18 protein-coding genes are annotated in these 22,679 nt (G+C 35.0%); 3 read left to right on the top strand and 15 right to left on the bottom strand.

What is annotated here, in order from left to right:
- Positions 1 to 19: 19 nt before the first annotated feature.
- The 8 genes from E0W69_RS19085 to E0W69_RS19050 all read right to left on the bottom strand — a co-directional run bounded on the left by E0W69_RS19085 (position 20) and on the right by E0W69_RS19050 (position 10,011).
- Positions 20 to 547 (bottom strand): ExbD/TolR family protein, encoded by a 528-nt coding sequence (locus E0W69_RS19085; protein WP_131331654.1) that lies wholly within the window; start codon positions 545 to 547, stop codon positions 20 to 22.
- A 38-nt stretch (positions 548 to 585) separates the two neighbouring features.
- Positions 586 to 1,230: an ExbD/TolR family protein gene (locus tag E0W69_RS19080; RefSeq protein WP_131331653.1), complete on the bottom strand. Its 645-nt coding sequence runs from the start codon at positions 1,228 to 1,230 to the stop codon at positions 586 to 588.
- Between the two features lie 68 nt (positions 1,231 to 1,298).
- Positions 1,299 to 2,165, bottom strand: coding sequence for a MotA/TolQ/ExbB proton channel family protein (locus tag E0W69_RS19075; RefSeq protein ID WP_131331652.1), 867 nt, complete (start codon positions 2,163 to 2,165; stop codon positions 1,299 to 1,301).
- 466 nt (positions 2,166 to 2,631) lie between these two features.
- The gene (gene porN, locus E0W69_RS19070) at positions 2,632 to 3,783 is read right to left on the bottom strand and encodes a type IX secretion system ring subunit PorN/GldN (RefSeq protein ID WP_191967906.1); all 1,152 of its coding nucleotides are present in this window, start codon (positions 3,781 to 3,783) and stop codon (positions 2,632 to 2,634) included.
- A 19-nt stretch (positions 3,784 to 3,802) separates the two neighbouring features.
- Positions 3,803 to 5,329, bottom strand: a complete 1,527-nt coding sequence (gene porM, locus E0W69_RS19065; protein ID WP_131331650.1) for a type IX secretion system motor protein PorM/GldM — start codon at positions 5,327 to 5,329, stop codon at positions 3,803 to 3,805.
- Between the two features lie 58 nt (positions 5,330 to 5,387).
- Positions 5,388 to 5,936: a GldL-related protein gene (locus tag E0W69_RS19060; RefSeq protein ID WP_131331649.1), complete on the bottom strand. Its 549-nt coding sequence runs from the start codon at positions 5,934 to 5,936 to the stop codon at positions 5,388 to 5,390.
- Positions 5,937 to 5,961: 25 nt separating this feature from the next.
- Positions 5,962 to 7,254, bottom strand: coding sequence for a T9SS ring complex lipoprotein PorK/GldK (porK, locus tag E0W69_RS19055; RefSeq protein ID WP_131331648.1), 1,293 nt, complete (start codon positions 7,252 to 7,254; stop codon positions 5,962 to 5,964).
- 219 nt (positions 7,255 to 7,473) lie between these two features.
- Entirely contained in the window at positions 7,474 to 10,011 is a 2,538-nt protein-coding gene (locus E0W69_RS19050; protein ID WP_131331647.1) for an ATP-dependent Clp protease ATP-binding subunit, read from the bottom strand.
- Positions 10,012 to 10,138: 127 nt separating this feature from the next.
- Here E0W69_RS19050 and E0W69_RS19045 point away from each other — a divergent pair, with 127 nt between their 5' ends.
- Together E0W69_RS19045 and mutY are read left to right on the top strand one after the other, a co-directional pair.
- Positions 10,139 to 10,516, top strand: coding sequence for an STAS domain-containing protein (locus tag E0W69_RS19045; protein ID WP_131331646.1), 378 nt, complete (start codon positions 10,139 to 10,141; stop codon positions 10,514 to 10,516).
- A gap of 72 nt (positions 10,517 to 10,588) precedes the next feature.
- Positions 10,589 to 11,581 carry an A/G-specific adenine glycosylase gene (gene mutY, locus E0W69_RS19040; RefSeq protein ID WP_255478211.1) on the top strand — a complete coding sequence of 331 codons (993 nt, stop codon included), beginning with the start codon at positions 10,589 to 10,591 and terminating at the stop codon, positions 11,579 to 11,581.
- On the opposite strand, the gene E0W69_RS19035 is transcribed toward mutY, so the two are convergent.
- The 5 genes from E0W69_RS19035 to E0W69_RS19015 are packed head-to-tail and all read right to left on the bottom strand — an operon-like array spanning position 11,578 to position 16,431.
- Positions 11,578 to 12,777 carry a hypothetical protein gene (locus tag E0W69_RS19035; RefSeq protein WP_131331644.1) on the bottom strand — a complete coding sequence of 400 codons (1,200 nt, stop codon included), beginning with the start codon at positions 12,775 to 12,777 and terminating at the stop codon, positions 11,578 to 11,580. The two genes, mutY and E0W69_RS19035, sit on opposite strands and share 4 nt — an antisense overlap.
- Positions 12,778 to 12,785: 8 nt before the next feature.
- Complete coding sequence (locus tag E0W69_RS19030) at positions 12,786 to 13,607, bottom strand: glutamine amidotransferase-related protein (RefSeq protein WP_225321322.1); 822 nt, start codon at positions 13,605 to 13,607, stop codon at positions 12,786 to 12,788.
- A gap of 17 nt (positions 13,608 to 13,624) precedes the next feature.
- The gene (locus tag E0W69_RS19025; protein ID WP_131331643.1) at positions 13,625 to 14,719 is read right to left on the bottom strand and encodes a carboxylate-amine ligase; all 1,095 of its coding nucleotides are present in this window, start codon (positions 14,717 to 14,719) and stop codon (positions 13,625 to 13,627) included.
- A gap of 16 nt (positions 14,720 to 14,735) precedes the next feature.
- The gene (locus tag E0W69_RS19020) at positions 14,736 to 15,692 is read right to left on the bottom strand and encodes an ATP-grasp domain-containing protein (RefSeq protein ID WP_131331642.1); all 957 of its coding nucleotides are present in this window, start codon (positions 15,690 to 15,692) and stop codon (positions 14,736 to 14,738) included.
- A gap of 10 nt (positions 15,693 to 15,702) precedes the next feature.
- Complete coding sequence (locus tag E0W69_RS19015; protein ID WP_225321321.1) at positions 15,703 to 16,431, bottom strand: esterase family protein; 729 nt, start codon at positions 16,429 to 16,431, stop codon at positions 15,703 to 15,705.
- 128 nt (positions 16,432 to 16,559) lie between these two features.
- On the opposite strand from E0W69_RS19015, the gene E0W69_RS19010 reads away from it, so the two are divergent.
- Positions 16,560 to 17,369 (top strand): alpha/beta hydrolase, encoded by an 810-nt coding sequence (locus E0W69_RS19010; protein ID WP_131331641.1) that lies wholly within the window; start codon positions 16,560 to 16,562, stop codon positions 17,367 to 17,369.
- 50 nt (positions 17,370 to 17,419) lie between these two features.
- Here E0W69_RS19010 and E0W69_RS19005 read toward each other — a convergent pair whose 3' ends face one another.
- The gene (locus E0W69_RS19005; protein ID WP_131331640.1) at positions 17,420 to 18,055 is read right to left on the bottom strand and encodes an OmpH family outer membrane protein; all 636 of its coding nucleotides are present in this window, start codon (positions 18,053 to 18,055) and stop codon (positions 17,420 to 17,422) included.
- Positions 18,056 to 18,188: 133 nt separating this feature from the next.
- Positions 18,189 to 22,484 (bottom strand): DNA-directed RNA polymerase subunit beta', encoded by a 4,296-nt coding sequence (gene rpoC, locus E0W69_RS19000; RefSeq protein ID WP_131331639.1) that lies wholly within the window; start codon positions 22,482 to 22,484, stop codon positions 18,189 to 18,191.
- Positions 22,485 to 22,679 lie beyond the last annotated feature (195 nt).

Raw genomic sequence — 22,679 nt, 5'->3', positions numbered from 1 at the left:
TAGTTTTTAGTTATTATTATTAATGTTCTTTAGATGCCAAGATCTTCTTATCAACATCATCAATATTCACTAATGCATATCTATCAACTAAGCTGATTTTCATCTCATCCAAAATCGCTACTACATCTGAATAAACACTATTGTCACCTGGCATAATCACAACTACGAAATCATCTGCAGGAGTGGATTGCTTTTTACGAACAATTTCACTTCTAATATCAGCCATACTGCTTTCCTTCCATGTTGCACCTGTAGGGCTAGGTTCTCCTTCATAAAAGAAAACACTGTGATCTTTACCTAATAATATAGTTAAGGCACCAGAAGCTTTTGCTTGATTGGCGTCATCAGGAGTATCTGTTCTGTCATCTGGCATTGTTAAATGCAAAGATGCAGGCTGACTTAAGGTAGAAGAGAACACGAAAAATGTAAGTAGCAAAAAGCCTAAATCCACCATAGGAGTTAAATCCACTCTAGTAGAAAGTTTTTTGGCTTTTTTGACCCCCGGGCCTTTTTTCCCGTCGTCACTACCCAAATCTACGTCTGCCATAGTACTTCTATTTTAATTTTATTAAACTAATTTACTGATTATTTTTTTCTTTCATTTTCACTTTCCCAAAGTAATGTTCCTGTTGGAACCGCTTCAGGATTCGTTACTAATTGGAATTGAAACAATTCATTTGCTTTCAACGCATCAATAACTTCTCTGAATTGTGGATATTTAGCGACATTATCTCCTTTAATCAACAAATTCATTTTAGTACCAAAATAAGCATCATTTGCTGCGCGTAACCAAGTACGCATTTCATTATGTGCTGAATCTTGAACATCTATACCTGGAAGTTTATCTCCAATTTCTTTATCATTCATTGCAGCCTGTTGCTTCAATTGAGCAAAAGGAACAGCAATCATACTTTGCTTAGTTAATTTGTCTACTTCATCAGGAGACAAATTAACATTAGCCAATTTTGCAGCATCTTCAATCATCGCTTTCTTTTTTTCTGCCTCTTGAACGGAGAAGAAAACTTTACCTGCAGGATTGATAGAAATAACTACTAGATCTTTTGAAGGAGCTTCTTGTTTTGAAACCGAACTAGGAGTAGCGATAGTAACGGACTCTTGAGGTTTCAATTTAGTTGCCAAAATGAAAAAGGAAAGTAATAGAAAAGCTACATCACACATCGCAGTCATATCGACTGTAGGTTGTTTTTTAGCTATCGCGGGTCTTCCCATTTTTATAAATTTAATCTTTTACTATTAAGATGCATCTGCATCACAAATTCCACAAATAATTTAAAAAATTATTTGTAATTAGTTTGGAAGCTTTGTCCCAAAGTGAATCCACTTTCATCGATACCATGAGTAACTGCATCAATCTTAGTAGTAAAGATATTGTACATAATGATAGATACAGCAGAAGTACCGATACCTAATGCAGTATTGTACAATGCTTCAGAGATACCTTTTGACAAATCACTAGCATTACCACCACCACCATCACCAAGTGCGGCAAATGATGTAATCATACCTACAACGGTACCTAACAAACCAAACAATGTTGCCACAGATGCAATAGTAGAGATAAATACCAAGTTTTTTTGCAACATTGGTAATTCCAATGCAGTAGCTTCTTCGATATCCTTTTGAATAGCCATTAATTTTTGGTCAGTATCAAGATCTGTAACTGTAATCATTTCTTTATAAGTCTTAAGACCTGCTTTCATTACATTACCTACAGAACCTTTTTGTTTGTCACATAAAGCAATAGCTTTATCTATGTCTTTATTAGCTAAATTGAATTGTACTTGACGAATGAAGTTACCGATGTTACCAGTGCCTTTAGCTTTCAAAATTGTCAATGCTCTTTCAATAGAAAAAGTAAGAGTACATAGGAAAAATGCGATCAATAAAGGTACAATGATACCACCTTCATACATTTTTGCAAATCCACCTTTTGGCCCTTCATGTTTAGGCCAAAATCCACCTGCCAAATCAGGTTTTTCAAAGTTGCTTGGACTACCAATACCAAAGCGCCAAATGCAGTAACCTAAGATAATACATAAAATAGGAGCGATCACAGAAATTGCATTAGATGAATTTCCACCTTGTTGAGTTGTTGCTGGTTTTTTAGCTCCTGCTGGCGCAGTGCTTGGTTTAATTTCAGCCATAGTTCAATTGTTTTTTTGAGATTTGTTAATTTGAAATAAATAAAACCTTTATGATAATTTTTAATAACATGCAAAGGTTTGCACGGCAAATTAAAAACTTTCTTTATATATCCAATTTTTTTTATAAAAAATTTAGTCAATAAATCCTCATTGATCTCTTAAAATTCTATAAAAGTAATATAGAAATTTGACTAATTAATAGTAATTCCAAATATACATTTAATTTAAATAAGTAATTCAAAAATAATATTTCTTTTAAAAAAAATATAAATATATTGAAAAACATTCAATTAAATCCACATTTTTAATCTTTTTTATATTGTTAAAGTCGTAAAAATAAACGATTCTCTTTTTATAAAGTAAATTTTACAAAAATTAATATATAATTAAAATAGGAATTTTAACAAAAACGAGGCTGTGCATATGCACAGCCTCGTTTAACTATCATTATTACAACTAACAAATATTAGTAAGACCACAAAGATTGCTCATAATCGAAAATATGATTTTTAACTTTTTCTCCCTCGTATAATCTATTGATAGGATCTTTTATGAACGATTTAAAAGGTAAATTTTTAGGATTATTCAAATCACTTTTTACGATATAACCACTAAATTCTCTACTTTCAAAAACATCTTCCCAAGAAGTAAGTGCACCTGGATTGTATTGGTTGTATGCAGGTTCTCTAACTAATACAGGTCTTAAATCAGGATAATATACCCAAAATGCAGCATGCTCACTGTTTGGCATAATCTCACCCGTTGATAAACGATAGGAAATCATAGGAGCTATTCCTATTATACGGACATATAATTTACTAGTATTTCTATCAAAAAACCAATCCTCCTTAATCCTAAATTTATAAATAGAGTCTGGATCTACTGCTTTATTTCGAGCTTGATAGCTCGTAATATTACCTTCCATATCATAAACAGCAGAAGTATCCATACCACTTCCAAAAGACTTCATAGCATCGTCAAATGTTATTGGAGTCGTAAAGCGGTCATCATCTCCATTAAAAGCGGTCAAACCATTATCTCTAATTGCTCGCAATAAAATATTAATAAATCTCCTGTTCCCATTATCATCCTCTCCATCATAGTTAAATCTGCTATTGATTTTCTCACGAGCATCAATATCTCTCCAAACTCTTATTTTAAAAGGAACATCAGTCTGTCTTACTTTTTGATATTCTAAAGGGACAGCACCGTCAAATATATCATTTTCGGAATAGATTTGATCATTTCGCATAGACGGCTTGGTATTTCCTAATAAACCAGAGCCGGAATTAACAACCTCAACAGGTAAAGTTGTATCTATATTTGTACGGCTAGCATTTGCGGAGGCGGCACCATAGCCACTTTGACTATTATTCGTATTACCGTAGCCACTCGTATAACCACTTTGGGTATCCGTAGTTTTTTTGGTCGCTTTATCCGTAGTAGTCTTTTTAGTATTGGTATTATTACCATAAGAAGACGTACCATAGCTACTCTGACCATATCCACTCGTGTAACCAGATCTCTTTTTAGCCTTTCTTTGTGCATCAGCAGAGTTGCTCAAAAGAGCAACTGCTAATGTTAAAAATGCTAATGATTTAAGATTAAAAATATTCATTCGAAAACACTTAATTATATTAATAAAGATTGAACGCAATTGGCGGTAATCTTCTTGTTCCTCCTGGTCCATCAGCTCTAATTTCATCTATGGTAATTGTACTTCCTGGTCTAGCTTGCTCAATCAATGATCTTGCAGGACCAAAAGAATTACCATTCACTTGTTGGTATTTAAACTCCGGATAACCCGCACCTGTAAATGTGATTGTATAACCTGTTACATGGAAATTAACACCTTCGAAAACAAAGTTTTCCAATTCAGCACGTACACCTTGCTGTCCTTTGAATGCATTTGTAGCTATACGGCCTCCTTTACTTGCACCAACCATAGCAATTGGGTCAGGAACATTTTTCACTCTGAATTGGAATGGAATTGTTTTTCCATCTGTAGTTACATTAATTGTTGCTGTACCAGCACGGCTAACAGTTACGTCATAATGTCCATTACCAGTACTAGACAAAGAACCGTTATCAATAGAAACCTTGGTCGCTTCAGCACCTTTACCACCTCCACCAGTGACTGTGATCGGATTATTCAAACCAACATAAAGAACTTTTACCGCATCTGCACTTACAGATGCACCAGAAGGAGCTCCAACTGTATATTGAATATCTTTTACCAAACTAGCGGTAGAGCCATCAGGTTTCACAAAAGAAATATTTACACGCTTAGTATATGTACCTGGACCTCCTGCTGTTGTTTTAAATTCAGCCATACCATCTGGGCCTAAAGGAACAGACGCGCCATCAATTGTGATAGAAGGTTTGGCTGCCGCACTAAATGCGCCAACACCCGCATAAATAGATAAAGCTTGACCCGGCATCAAATAGTTTGCACTTGCAGTTGCAATTGCCTGGAATTGATCATAAACCACTTGGATTTGACCAATTTGATTATGACAAAATTCAACTACTTGGGATTCACTATTTTTCACATCATTTTTAAATTTTGTCAAAATAGTAACAGCAGCAACTGCTGGTGTCATATTAAAATAAGCACTTGCCCAACTTTTATTGCTCTTGTCTTCAACTTTTGGAATAGCCAAACTAAGAGGTAATGTTTTAGAGAATTGCGCAGCAATTTTTGGATCAATTGCAAGCATTGCATCATGATAATCTTTCAATTTTTGATACAACTTATCTCCTTCCTTTTGATCCACTAAAATTCTGGTAGGAGCATCTAGATTTGACTCGTCAAATGACTCCTCTCCTTTAGCTGGATCAAAACCAGATGCCGTCTTAACCTGATTAGAAATGCCATTTATATACGTAATAATCCCTTCAGACAATTCTCTTGCTTTATCAGCTTTTGGAGCCCATACTTGAGCGAGTTGAATTGTTTTTGGATCTTTTAATTTTTCTGCTAATGATTTGAATATTGTATTGTCCTTATCATCAATCAAGGCATTTGAATTTTCTAAGCTTTGATTGACAGTTCTAAAAGCTGTTAAGACTTCAGAAGATACATTTAGTGCCAATAGTGCAGTAAGCACTAGGTACATAATGTTAATCATCCTTTGTCTCGGCTCTTTAGGTAGTGCTGCCATTGTTAAATAAAGTTTCGATTAATTAATTTGAAAATAATGTTTTGTGAAATCTGATAAATTATTCAGCTTTCATTGCACTTAATACACCACCGTAAACTTTATTAATTTTACCTAAATTCTCAGCAAGTGTCTTCATTTCAGTTTGCGTTTTGATAGCATCTTGAGAGCTATTCAAAATTGCAGTATTCAAAGCTTTTATGCTATCCGCAGTATTGCCTAATTGTAAGAAGCCTTCTTTGATTTTGTTTACATCATTTTGAGTTAATTGAGCATCATTTAATGTAAATCCACTTCCTGGTTTGTTATTTTTCAATTCAGTTAAAATTCCTGATAAAACAGGTTCGTAATCTTTTGTTTCTACATTTACATTTCCTACAAAACCAGCACCTGCAGATTCTGCTGCTGGAAATAATAAAACACGTAAACCTGTAATTAGAAAGATACCAGCTTCTGTAAACAAACCAACCATCAACATCGTATTTGCACCTGGCCAGTGAAGAATTTTGAATAATGCCCCGATTAGTACAGGTACAGCTGCAAAAGCAACTATAATATCAATCACTTTATCTACTGAGCTCGTTTTATTTCCTTGATTTTGTGTTGCCATTTTTCTTTTTATTTATTTTTTATTTTTAACGTTTTGCCATTGAAGCCGGTAAATCAATTACACATCTAAATCCAATATAAGATCTAGCCGTATCTTGATATTCAAATGTACGTGTGCTAGTTTGTAAATAATATGCAACGTCTTTCCAACTACCCCCTCTTACTACTTTTCTTTTCATTCTTGGAGAATCAGAGTCCAATGCCTCCCATCTTATATCAGGATTCAAATCATTTTGAAAATTATCTGATCCTTCATAATAATAACTTTGGGTCCACTCAGCTACATTACCAGACATATTATAAAGGCCATAATCATTTGGCCAATAACTATCTGCTCTTACGGTATACATACCTCCATCTTCAGAATAATTGCCACGTCCAGGCTTAAAATTAGCCATTAAGCAACCATTCTTATTTCTTACATAATAATTACCCCAAGGATAGATAGATTGGCTACGACCTCCACGTGCGGCAAACTCCCATTCTGCTTCAGACGGCAATCTATATTCACTTTCCTTCAATAAATGTTTGCGATCTAAATAGCTATCAAGATAATGTGTTCTCCAACTACAAAACGCTACAGCTTGTTTCCAATTAACCCCAACGACTGGATATTTAGCATACATTGGACTTGAAAAATATCTTTTCGTCATAGGTTCATTGTAAGAATAAGAAAAATCTCTCATCCAAACCAATGTATCCGGGTATATTTTTTGGTCATATCTGTATAAAAATTCTTTTCTCGGGTGATTACGATTGGCCGCAGCTTTTTCCAAATTAAATCCTTGAATACTATAGACTAATTTATCTGGATCAATCTCTGCTTTATTATACAATCTGTAATCTGGCGCCAAAACCAATTTGTTTAATTGCTCGACAATGGTACGATCGCCATAATTTATAGATTGAGCTTTAACCCAATCAACTGCAGTATCTCCATCTGCAGCCCCTGGAAGAATATATCCTAATTCAACTGCTGCCAAAGAATCTCTTACCCAATTAACGAATTGATGGTATTGGCTATTCGTTATTTCCATGGCATCCATCCAAAAACCACTCACATTTACTTGATGATTTCGTGAACTGTAATTTCTGTTCATATCTTCATCACTAGGTCCCATATGAAAAGTTCCTGATGGTACATAAACCATACCCTTTGGTCGTCCCATACTACCGTAGGAGGAATAATTAATACCGTGCAGTTGTCCATCATCATTTGCCAACCCCTTTGACTTTTTCTTACCACAACTAGCCAACACAGCCAATGCCATAAAAGCCAATGCAGGATAAATGAGATGCTTTTTCAAATTAATATTCATATTTATAAATAAAACTATACGGAAACAAAAATACCTTAAATTATTTCACAATATAAAAATATAGCACAAATGTATACGATTGTATAAATTTTCACACTTTATGCAAAATAAAACGTCCACATTTTTTCATTATTGTATTCATTACTTCATATAATAAAAAAATAAGAGTGGCAAAATAATATTTATTTGCCACTCTTTATCTTTCCTGCGAATAATTTTTTAATCAATTTTCGCTTCTTCTATTTTCTTTTTGCCAATTTCAAAAAAGACTTTACTATTCTCTTTATCCAATTTAGCCAACAAAACATCTCCAGACTTTACATTTAGATTAAGAATTTCCTCTGCCAATGGATCTTCCAAATATTTTTGAATAGCTCTATGAAGAGGTCTTGCTCCAAATTGAGAATCATATCCTTTATCTGCAATAAAACTTTTCACATCTTCAGATATTTCAAGACTATATCCCAATGCATTTAAACGTTTATAAACGTTTTTCATAATGATGTCAATAATGTTGAATATATCATTCTTGGTCAAAGAATTGAATATGATTACATCATCAATTCTATTCAAAAATTCAGGAGAGAATGTTCTTTTCAAAGCTTTTTCGATAACTGCTTTGTGATTTTCTTCTTCATTCTGAACTCTTGCATTAGTCGCAAATCCAACACCATCACCAAATTCTTTCAATTGACGTACTCCGATGTTAGATGTCATGATAATCAAAGTATTTTTAAAATCTACTTTTCTTCCCAATCCATCAGTCAACATACCATCATCTAATACTTGTAATAAAATATTGTAGATATCTGGATGGGCTTTTTCAATCTCATCTAAAAGAATGACACTATATGGTTTTCTTCTTACTTTTTCGGTTAATTGACCACCTTCTTCATACCCTACGTATCCTGGAGGCGCTCCAATCAATCTACTTACAGTGAATTTTTCCATATATTCACTCATATCAATTCGAATCAAAGCGTCATCAGAATCAAACATATATCTTGCTAAAGATCGTGCTAATTCCGTCTTACCGACACCTGTAGGTCCCAAGAAAATAAAGGTTCCAATTGGCTTTTTAGGATCTTTCAAACCCACTCTATTTCTCTGTATCGCTTTCACGACTTTGGATATTGCTTCGTCTTGTCCTATAACAGCATCACGCATATCGTGCGCCATATTGCGCAATTTGATCGTCTCTTCCTGCACCATTCTTTTTACAGGAATACCCGTCATCATGCTAATAACTTCAGCAATATCCTCTTCTTCGATTGGATATCTTTTGTTTTTACTTTCTTCTTCCCAAGCGATTTTGGCACTCTCTAACTCTTCACCTAATTTTTTCTCTGTATCACGTAATGCTGCCGCCTCTTCAAAACGTTGGCTTTTAACTACCTTGTTTTTTTCCAATTTAATATCTTCAATCTTTTTTTCTAGGTCGATGATATTTTGTGGAACGTTGATATTTTTTAGGTGAACACGAGCTCCTACTTCATCCAAAACATCGATCGCTTTATCAGGTAACAAACGATCTGTCATATAACGATCACTTAACTTAACACACGCATCGATAGCTTCATCGCTATAACTTACATTGTGATAATCTTCATATTTAGATTTAATATTTGTTAATATTTGGATAGCTTCATCTACGGAAGGTGGCTCTACTATCACTTTTTGGAATCGACGATCTAGAGCTCCATCTTTCTCAATGTACATTCTATATTCATCCAAGGTAGAAGCTCCAATACATTGCAAATCTCCTCTTGCCAATGATGGTTTAAAAATATTACTTGCATCCAAAGATCCGCTAGCTCCGCCTGCACCTACAATGGTATGAATTTCATCGATAAACAAAATCACATCGCGATTTTTTTCCAATTCATTCATAATAGCTTTCATTCTTTCTTCAAATTGACCACGGTATTTCGTACCGGCAACCAACGCCGCCAAGTCTAAAGAAATAACTCTTTTATCAAAAAGTACTCTGCTCACTTTTCGTTGAACAATACGTAATGCAAGACCTTCTACGATAGCAGTCTTACCTACACCGGGTTCACCGATTAGAATAGGATTATTCTTTTTTCTTCTAGAAAGAATTTGGGAAACTCGTTCAATTTCTTTTTCTCTACCTACAATTGGATCCAAAGAACCACTTTCCGCCATTTTGGTAATATCTCTTCCGAAATTATCCAAAACTGGAGTTTTACTTTTTACAGTAGATTGTCTAGAACTTGTACCTCTAGACTGAGAAGAAAATGATCTTTTTTCTTCATCAAATTCTTCTTCATTTTCCTCCGCAAATTCACTCTTAGGATCACTTCGCATTACGCCTATATCATTTCTGAATATATCGTAATCTACTTCAAATTGATTTAAAATTTGCGTAGCGGCATTCTCCTTATTTTTTAAAATAGAAAGCATCAAATGCTCCGTCTCTACTTGTTGACTTTTTAAAGCCTTCGCTTCCAAAACGGTTACTCTTATTACCTTTTCTGCTTGTTTGGTTAGAGGTAGACTATTGATTTGTGCAATATTTTTTCCGGTTTTATCTTTAACAGCCAATTCAACTTCTTTGCGTAGTTCAAATAAGTCAACATTGAGTTGTTTCAAAATTTTAATCGCGGTATTATCCCCTTCCCTAATGAGTCCTAGCAACAAATGCTCCGTTCCAATGAAATCATTACCAAGTCGTAGTGCTTCTTCCCTACTATATGTAATAATATCTTTTACCTGTGCTGAAAAATTGTTGTCCATAATATTCAAATTGCGATTAACAATAAATTAATTCCTTAATCAAGCTAAATATAAGACCTACATTTGAAAAGTACATTTTTATTTTCAAATAAATAATATCTTTATTTGCATCTTGAAAAAAGAACTAATGAGTGATTTCAAATTTGATACCAAGGAAAAATTTAATGTTATAACATCAAATTTCGCCGATTTATCTGACAATACGGCAGATGAGCTAATAGCTGTTGCGTCAAATCTATTGAAAGGTACAGTAAAAAATGTAATTATCAAATGCAATACTATACAAACCATATCCGAAAATGCAGCATTTAAATTACAACAACTTTATGTCCTTTTCCTAGAAAATAATGCATCGCTTGTCTTCTGTGAAATTCAATCTGAAGTTAGACTAAAATTGGAAGCATTAGATATTTCTGAAATGTTAAATATTACTCCAACAGAAAGTGAAGCTTGGGATATCGTGCAGATGGAAGAAATTGAAAGAGATTTATTGAAAGAAGATTAGAATAGAAAGGAGCATTCATTGTCATTTACTACCTCAATTATAAGCTGGAACTCATCAGAAAACAATCGCTCCATGCCTTGGAAGGGTGCGAAAGATCCCTACAAAATATGGTTGAGTGAGATTATATTACAACAAACCCGTGTAGCTCAGGGACTTCCTTATTACGAAAAATTTATTCAAAACTTTCCTACCATATTTGATCTTGCAAATGCGGAAGACCAATTTGTATTCAAATTATGGGAAGGCTTGGGTTATTATAATCGTTGCCGCAATCTTTTGTTTACCGCAAGATATATTGTTGAAAATTATGATGGAATATTTCCCAAAAATTATGAACAAATTATTGAGTTAAAAGGAATTGGCCCTTATACCGCTGCTGCGATTGCCTCTTTTGCATTTCAACTGCCTTATGCCGTGTTAGATGGAAATGTGTATCGTGTATTGTCACGCTATTTCGGAATTGAAACGCCTTCCGATAGTCCTGAAGGAGAGAAAATATTTGCCAAACTAGCGCAAGACAATTTGGATAAAAAGAAACCTGGTGTTTATAATCAAGCAATTATGGATTTCGGTGCAACAATTTGTTTGCCCGCTATTCCAAAATGCAATCAATGTATTTTATCCAAAGACTGTACGGCCCTTGCATTAGGATTAATAAATAAATTACCGATTAAAGAAAAAATACTCAAAAAGAAAACTCGATATTTTACATGGTTTGTTTTTAGAGTAAATGATCAGATTTTCATCCAACAACGCCGCGCAAAAGATATTTGGGAAAATCTATATGAATTCTTTCTTGTAGAATCGGAAGGAAAACCTAATTGGGAAAATAAAAGCGTTAACGAATGGCTTGAAAATCAATTTAAACAACATCCGAAGGAATTGGAAATATCTCCTGTTTTATCTCAACAATTAACACATCAAAAGATATTTGCACAGTTTATTCAAATATCTCTCGATCGAATGCCCGTACAACTACCCAAAGCTAATTGGCTAAATATAAAGAACCTTACACATTTTGGTTTCCCAAAATTGTGCAAAGAATTTATAGAGCAAAACTTCTAATCTTTTTGAAAAAAGGCAATACTTGACCCTACCCAAGTTTTATCCATATTATAACGAACCCCGACCATCTTCCCTTTACTTATTCTAACAAGATTGTTTATTAATACAGGCTTATCTTGTCCTGGAATGCGGAAAAACATCAGCCGAATTTCAAACATAGCATCTTGATCTTGTGTCTTAATTATAGGTGCATATTTCGCTTTCTTTTGTAAAATCCAATGTTCCGGTGTTGCAATTTTTTCAATATCCTCTTTACTCACATCGATAATGACTCCTTGCCCTGCAAAGGAAAACAAAGGTTTCAAAACATAATTTTCCAAATCTGTAGGAATCTCTTTCAACGCATTCAAAAAATTGGTTTGTGGCGCATATTTACTTTGTAAAAATGGCAGACAATATTTGCTCCATTCATAAAACCAATTCGGATGTGGCAACCATTCCACATTTAATGGTTGCGTTATATCTAAATATCTGGATAGTTTTGACTTATTCGCATCAAAATCATCAAAAATCATTCGATTAAATATACGTTTCACATATTGTTTCGAACCGTCATCATTTAAATAATAGACATTTCCATTTTCTTCATAAAGCTCTGATATACTTTTAGAAAAAACGCCAATATGCTGTTGCATTACTGCAAAATCAATCCGGGTCTTCTGTGTTTCTGGCTCTATATCTAATAAAATAACTTCCTCTTTTGAATATCCATGCAAAATGAGATCAGACAACATTTTCAAATATTGAGCATCAGAAAAATCATTGAAATAATTCGTCCAACTCTCCTCAATATTAAATGCTTTTCGATAAGCATTTGCTTCTAGATATTGGAAATAAAATAGCGTTGGAAAACCTTGCAATTCAATTAATTGCGGAATTAATTCACCATGCTCTCCTTCACATATTCCAAAATCCAAACTAAACATTTCACAATCTGTCATTTTTCCAGGAACGAAGTGTTCTTTTGGAATGGCTTGTTTGAGTTTATCAACAATTGCTGGATTCTCTAACTGTCCTACAATTTCATAAGCGGCTTCTTCTAATTTATTTTTCAACGATTTATCTAAAAAAACAGGTGTTTCTGCTATTCTAAATTCTAATTGATTGGGATATTCGGCTTGAATATCTTCAATCATTTTTTCATAATTTTTCTCGTCGAAATGTCTATTAAAATCGGCTCTAATCTCTGAAATCATATAAAACTCTATTTAAAATTAGCGGTAGCAATATCTAAAAATGTCGGCAAAATCGTCGCTTGCGTATGCATAATCTTGTCCGGATCTTCTAATCGATCGATCATTTCGTTATATTTTTCTTCGCCATGAAGTGCAATAATTTGTTTCTTTTTATCTTCCTCTAATAAGTGTTTGCGCATACTCACCGCATCTGCTTCTGGATGAAACTGTGTTCCTATCATTTCCGAAGAGAAACGAATGCCCATAATCGCCCGTTCCAAAGGAATATGTGGTCTTTCTTTTTCAATAGCCAAAATCTGTGCTCCCATATCTTCCAATACATCCCGATTAGGCTCAATTACTTGAAAATCACGACTATCTACACCATAAAATGGATTATCCAAAGCATTGAAAACAGGTTCATCCAAACCGCCCTCTACTTTTGTCATAGGAAATACGCCAAAAGAGGTGGACTTTCTTTCGCATACATTGCCAACTCTAAAGATTCGACACGCTATCTGAAAAGAATGGCAAATGAAAAATATGAATTTTTTATTTTCTGGCGCAGCTTCTTGATTTTGTAAATAGAGCTTGTTGACCAATTTGAAATATTTATGTTCCCACTCCCAACCTTCCTCATCAAACGGCGACCCAGGACCGCCACTTGAAAGATAAATATCAAAAGAGGCATTGGGAACTTCATTTTTTTGTCGCACATCAAACTCCTCCACCACATAAGGTAATTGATGTTTTTGGAAATACGCATGGGTAATTTCTCTGATACATCTCATTCCCTGATTTTCAAACCCATTATTTAGGTCCAATAATGCTATTTTAATTACTCTTTCCAATCAAACTCCTTTCTTATTTATATAAATTTACTTTGAATAAAATCAACCACGCCTGTAAATGAACCCGTATCCGTAAATGCTTGTAATTGTTGATCTGCACCAGTCCCTCTTTCGATGATTTGATTAACTAAATCAATACCCGATCTACTACCCAAATCATCCAAAACATCCTCCACAAAATCCAACAACTCGTAAATCAAAGCACGTGTATTCACTTCACATTCTTTACCAAAATCGATCATCAATCCATCAATTCCGTAGCGAGATGCACGCCATTTATTTTCATTTACTAAGGATCTTTTGTAAATGATATAATTCATGTTTTGCATTCTCAATTTGTATAATTTAGCACAAATTGCTTGGAAAAGCATCGCAATTGCGATTGTATCATCGACCGTCAGTGGAATATCACAGATACGAAATTCTACTGTATTGAAAAAAGGATGCACACGCAAATCCCACCAGATTTTTTTCGCATTATCTATGCAATTCGTTTTTACCAATAATTTGACATAATTGTCATACTCTTCAATAGATTCGAAGAAATCTGGAATTCCCGTACGTGGAAATTTATCAAAAACCTTACTTCTGTAGGATTTAAATCCCGTATTTCGACCTTCCCAAAATGGAGAGTTCGTTGAAAGTGCAAATATGTGTGGTAAGAAATAACGAACAGAATTTGCAATATGAATCGCCATTTCTCGCGTTTCCATTCCTACATGCACATGCAAACCAAATATCAAATTAGAACGAGCAGCATCCTGCATCTCATTGACAATCTGGAAATAACGTGGATTATCGGTGATCATTTGGCTTTCCCATTTCGAGAATGGGTGTGTTCCAGACGCTCCTATACCATAACCCAAATCCCCTGCTATTTGTTGTAATGACTTACGCAAAAGACGAACATCTTGATCTGCCTCTTCTATATTTCTACAAATAGAAGTCTCCACCTCCACCACAGCCTGATGCATTTCCGCTTTGACGCGATCTTTAAGTACCTTTTGAGATTGCTCTACGATTTTTTGATCGTGTGATTTAAGTTCTCTGGTAGACGGGTCGAATATCATATATTCTTCCTCTATCCCTATTGTAAATTGTTGAAAATTCATTCTATATCTAATATTTTCATTCTAAAGGTTTCTGTACAACGGAATGCAAAATGAATTGCCCCCAAGTAAGATTATCCACGCCAGGCACTTGTTTCTCCGCACGCTCGATAGCATATTTCGCCATTGTGTCTACAATCCATTCAAAATTTTCTTCACCAACAGAATTAAAATCTGCATCTGGCGCAGGATTACAAAAATCGATGGCATAAGGCAAGCCATTACGCACGGCCAACTCTACTGTATTCAAATCATAACCCAAATATCTATTTAATTTCAATACAGCATCTTCTAAAATTTGTAACATTTCTGGAGAGGGTGAAAAATCAGCGCTATAGCGCAAATGATGGGGATTACGAGGCTCGTAAGGCATAATTTTTACATACTTACCTCCTACGCAATAGCAACGATAATATTCCGTAAAAATGATTTCTTCCTGTAACAACATCACTAATTGATGCGTTTCTTGATGCCTTTGAAAAAATTCTTCCTTATCATGTAATTTGTACACATTTTTCCACCCGCCTCCGGCAAATGGTTTCATGTAAGCAGGAAAACCAATGTATTCAAACATTTTTTCCCAAGCTAATGGATAATCCAAATTGCGAAATGATCCAGCATCCGTATCATCAGGCCATTGAAATGAAGGTAAAATCACTGTATTCGGAACATGTATGCCAATCTTTGTAGCTAATGCATTATTAAAAAACTTTTCATCCGCACTCCACCAAAATGGATTATTGATGACGGCAGTTCCACTCAATGCAGCATTTTTCAAATATGCTCTATAAAATGGAACATCTTGCGAAATACGATCGACTATTACCGCATATTCGGTTGGCTCACCTTGGATTACTTCGTCAATTTTTACAGGTTCTGCAATAATATCTTTTTCTTTCCCCAAAGCATTTACGCGCTCAATAAATGCACTAGGGAAGGTATTTTCTTTTCCAAATAAGATTCCAATTTTTTTCATAGATGTATAGTTAAATTAATGACAAGTATTTTGGAAATTGCCTCAGCCAGACCGGCCAATCATGTTTTTCATTTGGTGCAACGTCCAGCCAGTGGCTAATATTTTTTCTATCTAAAATTTCACTTAATTGTTGATTGTATCCGAGACAAATATCCCATTCTCCGGTTCCAAGTGCAATTTTCATATTCCAAAGATTCGGATCATTATCATTGGGTAAATAATCTACAGGATTGTTATAGAATACATTATCGTCATAATATCCGTCCAATTGATCTCTCATGTCAAATATCCCACTCATCGATAACATCGCTTGCACCATATCAGGATGACGAAATGCAAAATTCGCAGCATGATATCCACCAAAACTACAACCAGCCATCACTGCACGATAATTCCCAGTTTCATAGAATGCCCTACCCAATACGTCTTCCTTAATCAATTGATCGTAGAGACTATGATTGGCTGGTCTCACCCAAGGCGCAGCGCCTTTGTTGTACCAACTCAAAGAGTCAATACTATCAGGACAATAAATCTTAAAATATCCATTTTCCAAAAACCAACTAGCACAATCAATCAATCCTCGATCTTTCGCCTCAAAATATCGCCCTTGCGATGTAGGAAAAAGGACAACAGGAATACCTCCATGTCCAAATACCAACATCTCGAAATCTCTTCCCAAAATGGGGGAATACCACTTGTGATAGTCTTCTCTCACGTTTAAATAGATTAGTTCTCTCAAATCTACATCATAAAGTTTTAAATAAGCATTTATATAAATGAATTCTTATTTAATTTTTTGCTCATTTTTAATCGAATTCTGCATTTTAAATTACTTATTTTTGAAGTTTTAAAGTTCGAGCGGATTACATGAAATTATACAAGGAAAATTGGAAAAAAGAAAGCATCAATTTGTTTTCCGTACAGCATCAAAAAGAATTATTACTCGATTTTTATTTCCCTAATGAAATCCCTTTTGGCAAAACAGTTGAAGTTTTGCTATTCAATGATGGGCAAATATTGGAGGAAATGAATTTCAAATCCATTCTTGAAACCAATTTCAAATTTCCTTTTAGAAAAAATAAATTATTCCTTGTCGCTACTGTACATGCCGACAAAGAGCGAGTACAAGATTATGGAACGATTGGCGTATTGAATGCAAAAGGGCAAGGAGAAAATGCAAAAAAACATGGCAAATTTTTCACCGAAGAATTATTGCCATATATCGCTGAACATTATCCTTTTGTAGATATTGAATATACTAATATTGCAGGCTTCTCACTTGGCGGGCTGTCAGCTTTTGATATTGCATGGACTTATCCCACTATTTTCAAAAAAGTCGGTGTATTTTCTGGTTCCTTTTGGTGGAGAAGTAAAGAATTGAATGCGGGATATGACAATGAGAAAGATCGCATTATGCTAGCTAAATTACGAAATTACAATTACCAATCTCAATTACAATTTTTCTTGGAATGTGGCACTTTAGATGAAGATTCTGATAGAAATAACAATGGCATCATTGACTCAATTGACGATACGAAAGATATCATTCAACAATTGAAGGTCATGGGTTATAATGAAAAAAATATTACCTATTTGGAAATTGAGGGTGGAAAACATGATGTTCCTACATGGAAAACTGCTATGCCTTCTTTTTTAAAATGGGGTTGGTACAAATAATAAAAGACCAACAAAAAGTTGGTCTTTTAAACTAAATATTATTTCAAAAATTAATTCTTAGAATTATCCGAAGTTTCCAATTTATTCAAACCGTTAACAATATCATTGGTCACATTTCTCAAGGAATCTTTGTAGTAAAAAATGTTATCATCTTCGGAAGTTGCCAATACAAAGGCATATCCATGTGATTTAGCATATCCTTTCAAAAAATTCTGAATACGCGTACGCATTTCCACTAATTTCCTACGAGTTTCTTCCTGAAATTGTTGCCCCAATTGCTGTTCTTTCATTCCATAATCTTGTTGCAATTTGTTCATTTCATTGGAAGCGTCCACTTGTTCTTGTTGCGTCATGGTTGGACCTTTTTTGTAATACGCCTGACCTTTTGCCATAATAGAACTTTTCAAATCTTTCAATTGAGATTCGATTTGATTTTGTTTAGCAGAAAGACTTTTACGCATTTTGATAGCATACGTATAATTATTTTGAAGGGTATCTAATTCAAAATAAGCAATTTTAAATTTTGGATCTTTACTATTAGAAGCATCATCTCCTTTAGCATTCTCAGTTGCAACATTGTTTGTAGCATCTGTCGAGCTAGGTTTTACTTTTGAATATAGAAAAAACAAAACCACCACCGCCAACGCCAAAACAATATTAAAACCTAATAAAACCTTACTATTCATATTTTCAAAAGATAATTTAAAAGGTTGAAGTTAATTGGTTCATTAGAAAAAAAAAGTTAAAATACATTAACATTATCTTAAAATGCAAAACAGGAAGCAATTGCTTCCTGTTTTCATTTATAAAAATATATTATTATTCTTCGTCATCGAAAGCAATTGCTTCTTTCGTGGCGCTTAACAATTCATATTCATCTTTGCTACCAACGATGATTTTATCGAAATCACGTAAACCAGTACCCGCTGGGATTGGGTGACCAGTGATAACGTTTTCTTTCAATCCAACCATGTAATCGGTCTTGCCATGAATAGCAGCAGAACTCAATACTTTAGTTGTTTCTTGGAAAGATGCAGCAGAAATCCAGCTTGGAACACCTAATGAAGCTTTTGTGATACCTAACAATACTGGTTTAGCAGTTGCAGGATCCGCATTTCTAACTTCAACGATTCTCTTATCAGCACGACGTAAGATAGAGTTTTCTTCTCTCAATTCACGTACTGTAAGGATTTGTCCAGCTCTTAATTTGCTACTATCTCCCGCATCGATAACAACTTTTTTATCGAAAATTCTATCATTTTCTTCGTTGAAATCAACACGATCTTCCAAATCACCTTCTAAGAATCTTGTATCTCCAGCATCCAAAATTTCCACTTTCTTCATCATCTGACGAACGATTGTTTCAATATGTTTGTCGTTGATTTGTACCCCTTGTAGACGATATACTTCTTGAATTTCGTTTACAACGTATTCTTGAACGGCGAAAGGTCCTTTGATAGAAAGAATATCGAACGGTGCGATCTGACCATCAGACATTGGAGCTCCTGCTTTTACGAAGTCTCCATCTTGAATCAAAATCTGACGAGATAATGGAACTAAATATTTTTTAACTACACCATCTTTTGCTTCTACAACGATTTCTCTGTTACCACGTTTGATATTTCCAAAAGTAACAACACCATCAATTTCAGCAACGATAGCAGGATTACTTGGATTACGTGCCTCAAACAATTCAGTTACACGAGGCAAACCACCGGTGATATCCCCGCTCTTACGTAATGTACGAGGGATTTTAACCAAAACTTGACCAGCTTTTACAGAATCTCCTTCGTCTACTGTAAGACGAGAACCTACTGGTAAGTTGTATGATTTAGAATCACCTTTACCGCTTACGATAATGCTAGGTAATTTTGTTTTATCCTTAGATTCGATAATTACTTTATCTCTGTGACCAGTTTGTTCGTCTGATTCTTCTCTAAATGTAATACCATCTAAAATACTTTCGAAATCAACAGATCCGTCAACTTCAGATACGATTACATTATTGAATGGATCCCATGAACAGATCACATCACCTTTTGCTACTGCTTGACCATCTTTAACAGCCAAGATTGCACCGTAAGGAATATTATGTGTTGCTAATAAACGATCATTTTTATCATCCATTACACGCAATTCACCTGTACGACCGATAACCACACGAATTGCATCTCCATCGTTATTTACAGAATTTACCGTACGTAGACCATCAAAATGTACATTACCATCGAAACGAACTTTTAAAGTAGATTCAATAGAAGAAGAACCTGCGATACCACCCACGTGGAATGTACGCAATGTCAACTGTGTACCTGGTTCACCGATAGACTGAGCAGCGATGATACCTACAGAATCTCCACGTTGTGCTAAATAGCCAGATGCTAAGTTTTTACCATAACATTTAACACAAACACCACGTTTTGCTTCACAAGTCAATACAGAACGAATTTCAACTGTTTCAATTCCACTTTCGTCGATTTCCGCAGCTTTATCGTGTGTAATTTCTTGACCACCTTTGATAATCAATTCTTCAGTTGCAGGATTGTAAACATCATGCAATGAAGTACGACCTTCAATTCTATCTGCTAAAGATTCAATGATATCATCATTATCTTTCAATGCAGATATAGAAATACCTCTTAATGTGCCACAATCTTCTTCAGTTACAACGACATCCTGAGCAACGTCAACCAAACGACGAGTCAAATAACCCGCATCGGCAGTTTTCAACGCAGTATCGGCCAAACCTTTACGCGCACCGTGTGTAGAGATGAAGTAATCTAAGACATTCAAACCTGCCTTAAAGTTAGACAAGATTGGATTTTCAATAATTTCAGAACCAGTACTACCAGATTTTCTTGGTTTTGCCATCAATCCACGCATACCAGCCAACTGTTTAACCTGTTGTTTAGAACCACGGGCCCCAGAATCCAACATCATGTAAACAGAGTTGAAACCTTGTTTATCGTTACGCATTTCATTGATCAAGATTTCAGTCAATTTAGTATCGACACGAGACCATATATCAATTACCTGATTGTAACGTTCATTATTGGTAATCAATCCCATGTTGTAGTTTTCCCAAACCTCTTCTACCTCTTCTTTTGCATGATCCAAAAGTCCAGCACGAGTATCAGGAATCAACAAGTCGTTGATAGAGAAGGATAATCCACCATTGAACGCCATACGGTATCCCAATGATTTGATATCATCCAAGAATTTTTCAGCAGAAGGCACATCGGTTACCTTAATGATATCATTAACGATAATACGAAGACTTTTCTTAGTCAATAAGGCATTAACATATCCTACTTTCTCTGGTACGAATTGGTTGAACAATACGCGACCAACAGTAGTTTCTACCAATTGAGTTTTCAATTCACCATCTTTTTGGCGAACTGCTACTCTTACTTTGATTGTAGCATGAATGTCAACTTTGTTTTCATTCAATGCAATCATTACCTCATCAGCGCTATAGAATACCATTCCTTCACCAGGAACAGGTTCTTCAGTTGTTGATTTTTTAGGTTTGGTAATATAGTAAAGTCCCAATACCATATCCTGAGATGGCAACGTAATAGGTTGTCCATTTTGAGGATTCAAGATATTATGAGAACCTAACATTAATAATTGCGCTTCCAATACTGCAGCGTTGCTTAATGGAACGTGTACCGCCATCTGGTCACCATCGAAATCGGCGTTGAAACCTGGAGTGATCAATGGGTTCAATTGCATCGCTTTACCTTCCACCATTTTAGGTTGGAACGCTTGAATTGACAAACGGTGCAATGTAGGGGCACGGTTCAACAATACTGGATGACCTTTCAATACATTTTCCAAGATATCCCAAATAACAGGTTCTTTTTTATCTACTAATTTCTTCGCAGATTTAACTGTTTTTACGATACCTCTTTCAATCAATTTACGGATAACAAATGGTTTGAAAAGCTCAGCAGCCATATCTTTTGGCAAGCCCATTTCATGCATTTTCAATTCTGGTCCTACTACGATTACAGAACGACCAGAGTAATCCACACGTTTACCCAATAAGTTTTGACGGAAACGACCTTGTTTCCCTTTCAATACATCAGAAAGAGATTTCAAGGCACGACCACCTTCTGCTTTTACAGCATTAGATTTACGGCTGTTATCAAATAAGCTATCCACCGCTTCTTGCAACATACGTTTTTCGTTACGTAAGATTACTTCAGGAGCTTTAATCTCCATCAAACGTTTCAAACGATTGTTACGAATGATTACACGACGGTATAAATCGTTCAAATCAGATGACGCAAAACGTCCACCATCCAAAGGAACCAATGGTCTTAATTCTGGTGGGATAACAGGTAAATATTGCATCACCATCCATTCCGGACGATTGGCAATTCTTGTTTGAGAATCACGGAAAGCTTCCACAACGCTCAAACGTTTCAAAGCGTCTGCTTTACGTTGCTGAGAAGTTTCGTTCGCAGCAGCATTACGTAAGTCAAAGCTTAAAGTATCTAAATCCAAACGAGCCAATAAATCGTTGACCGCCTCGGCACCCATTTTAGCAATGAATTTTTGAGGATCGTCATCAGGTAAATATTGGTTTTCTTTTGGTAAAGAATCTACAATATCCAAATATTCTTCTTCAGTCAAAAGATCGCCCATACCCAATCCTTTGTCTTCGCGAATACCAGCTTGGATCACTGCATATCTTTCATAATATACAATGCTTTCCAACTTTTTAGAACTCATACCTAATAAGTAACCAATCTTATTTGGTAAGCTCTTGAAATACCATATATGGACGATAGGAACTACCAATTTGATATGTCCCATGCGCTCACGACGTACTTTCTTTTCTGTTACTTCAACTCCGCAACGGTCACATACGATCCCTTTGTAACGGATACGTTTGTATTTACCGCACGCACATTCATAATCCTTCACAGGCCCGAAAATTCTTTCGCAGAACAAACCATCACGTTCTGGTTTGTAAGTACGATAATTGATAGTTTCAGGCTTTAACACTTCACCATAGCTACGCTCCAAGATAGAATCTGGAGAGGCTAATCCAATGGTAATTTTGGAAAAGCTTGCTTTGGGACGATTGTCTTTTTTAATGGCCATATTCCAGTAAAAGTTTGAAATTTTAAATGAATTACGTTTAAAAACTTAGGTTTATGTATAAAAACACCAATAGCCGTAATGAATTGGTTAACAAAACATTACGGCTTTTCCAATATTTAGTATACACCAAAATAAGGTAAAAAACGCAAAACTGCTATGTACATAGACTGGCAAAGTTACTATTTATTTACCATT

This window comes from Rhizosphaericola mali (assembly GCF_004337365.2).
Taxonomy (GTDB): Bacteria; Bacteroidota; Bacteroidia; order Chitinophagales; family Chitinophagaceae; genus Rhizosphaericola; species Rhizosphaericola mali.
The sequence above is the reverse complement of the archived record's forward strand: the minus strand, read 5'-3'. Positions and strand labels throughout refer to the sequence as shown.

Coding starts and splice junctions, on each gene's coding strand:
- E0W69_RS19010 (WP_131331641.1), top strand. CDS start 16,560: ATGAAATTATACAAGGAAAATTGGAAAAAAGAAAGCATCAATTTGTTT.
- E0W69_RS19085 (WP_131331654.1), bottom strand. CDS start 547: ATGGCAGACGTAGATTTGGGTAGTGACGACGGGAAAAAAGGCCCGGGG.
- E0W69_RS19060 (WP_131331649.1), bottom strand. CDS start 5,936: ATGGCAACACAAAATCAAGGAAATAAAACGAGCTCAGTAGATAAAGTG.
- E0W69_RS19035 (WP_131331644.1), bottom strand. CDS start 12,777: ATGATTTCAGAGATTAGAGCCGATTTTAATAGACATTTCGACGAGAAA.
- mutY (WP_255478211.1), top strand. CDS start 10,589: ATGCCTTGGAAGGGTGCGAAAGATCCCTACAAAATATGGTTGAGTGAG.
- E0W69_RS19020 (WP_131331642.1), bottom strand. CDS start 15,692: ATGAAAAAAATTGGAATCTTATTTGGAAAAGAAAATACCTTCCCTAGT.
- E0W69_RS19005 (WP_131331640.1), bottom strand. CDS start 18,055: ATGAATAGTAAGGTTTTATTAGGTTTTAATATTGTTTTGGCGTTGGCG.
- porM (WP_131331650.1), bottom strand. CDS start 5,329: ATGGCAGCACTACCTAAAGAGCCGAGACAAAGGATGATTAACATTATG.
- porK (WP_131331648.1), bottom strand. CDS start 7,254: ATGAATATTAATTTGAAAAAGCATCTCATTTATCCTGCATTGGCTTTT.
- E0W69_RS19025 (WP_131331643.1), bottom strand. CDS start 14,719: ATGAATTTTCAACAATTTACAATAGGGATAGAGGAAGAATATATGATA.
- E0W69_RS19050 (WP_131331647.1), bottom strand. CDS start 10,011: ATGGACAACAATTTTTCAGCACAGGTAAAAGATATTATTACATATAGT.
- rpoC (WP_131331639.1), bottom strand. CDS start 22,484: ATGGCCATTAAAAAAGACAATCGTCCCAAAGCAAGCTTTTCCAAAATT.
- E0W69_RS19075 (WP_131331652.1), bottom strand. CDS start 2,165: ATGGCTGAAATTAAACCAAGCACTGCGCCAGCAGGAGCTAAAAAACCA.
- E0W69_RS19045 (WP_131331646.1), top strand. CDS start 10,139: ATGAGTGATTTCAAATTTGATACCAAGGAAAAATTTAATGTTATAACA.
- E0W69_RS19080 (WP_131331653.1), bottom strand. CDS start 1,230: ATGGGAAGACCCGCGATAGCTAAAAAACAACCTACAGTCGATATGACT.
- porN (WP_191967906.1), bottom strand. CDS start 3,783: ATGAATATTTTTAATCTTAAATCATTAGCATTTTTAACATTAGCAGTT.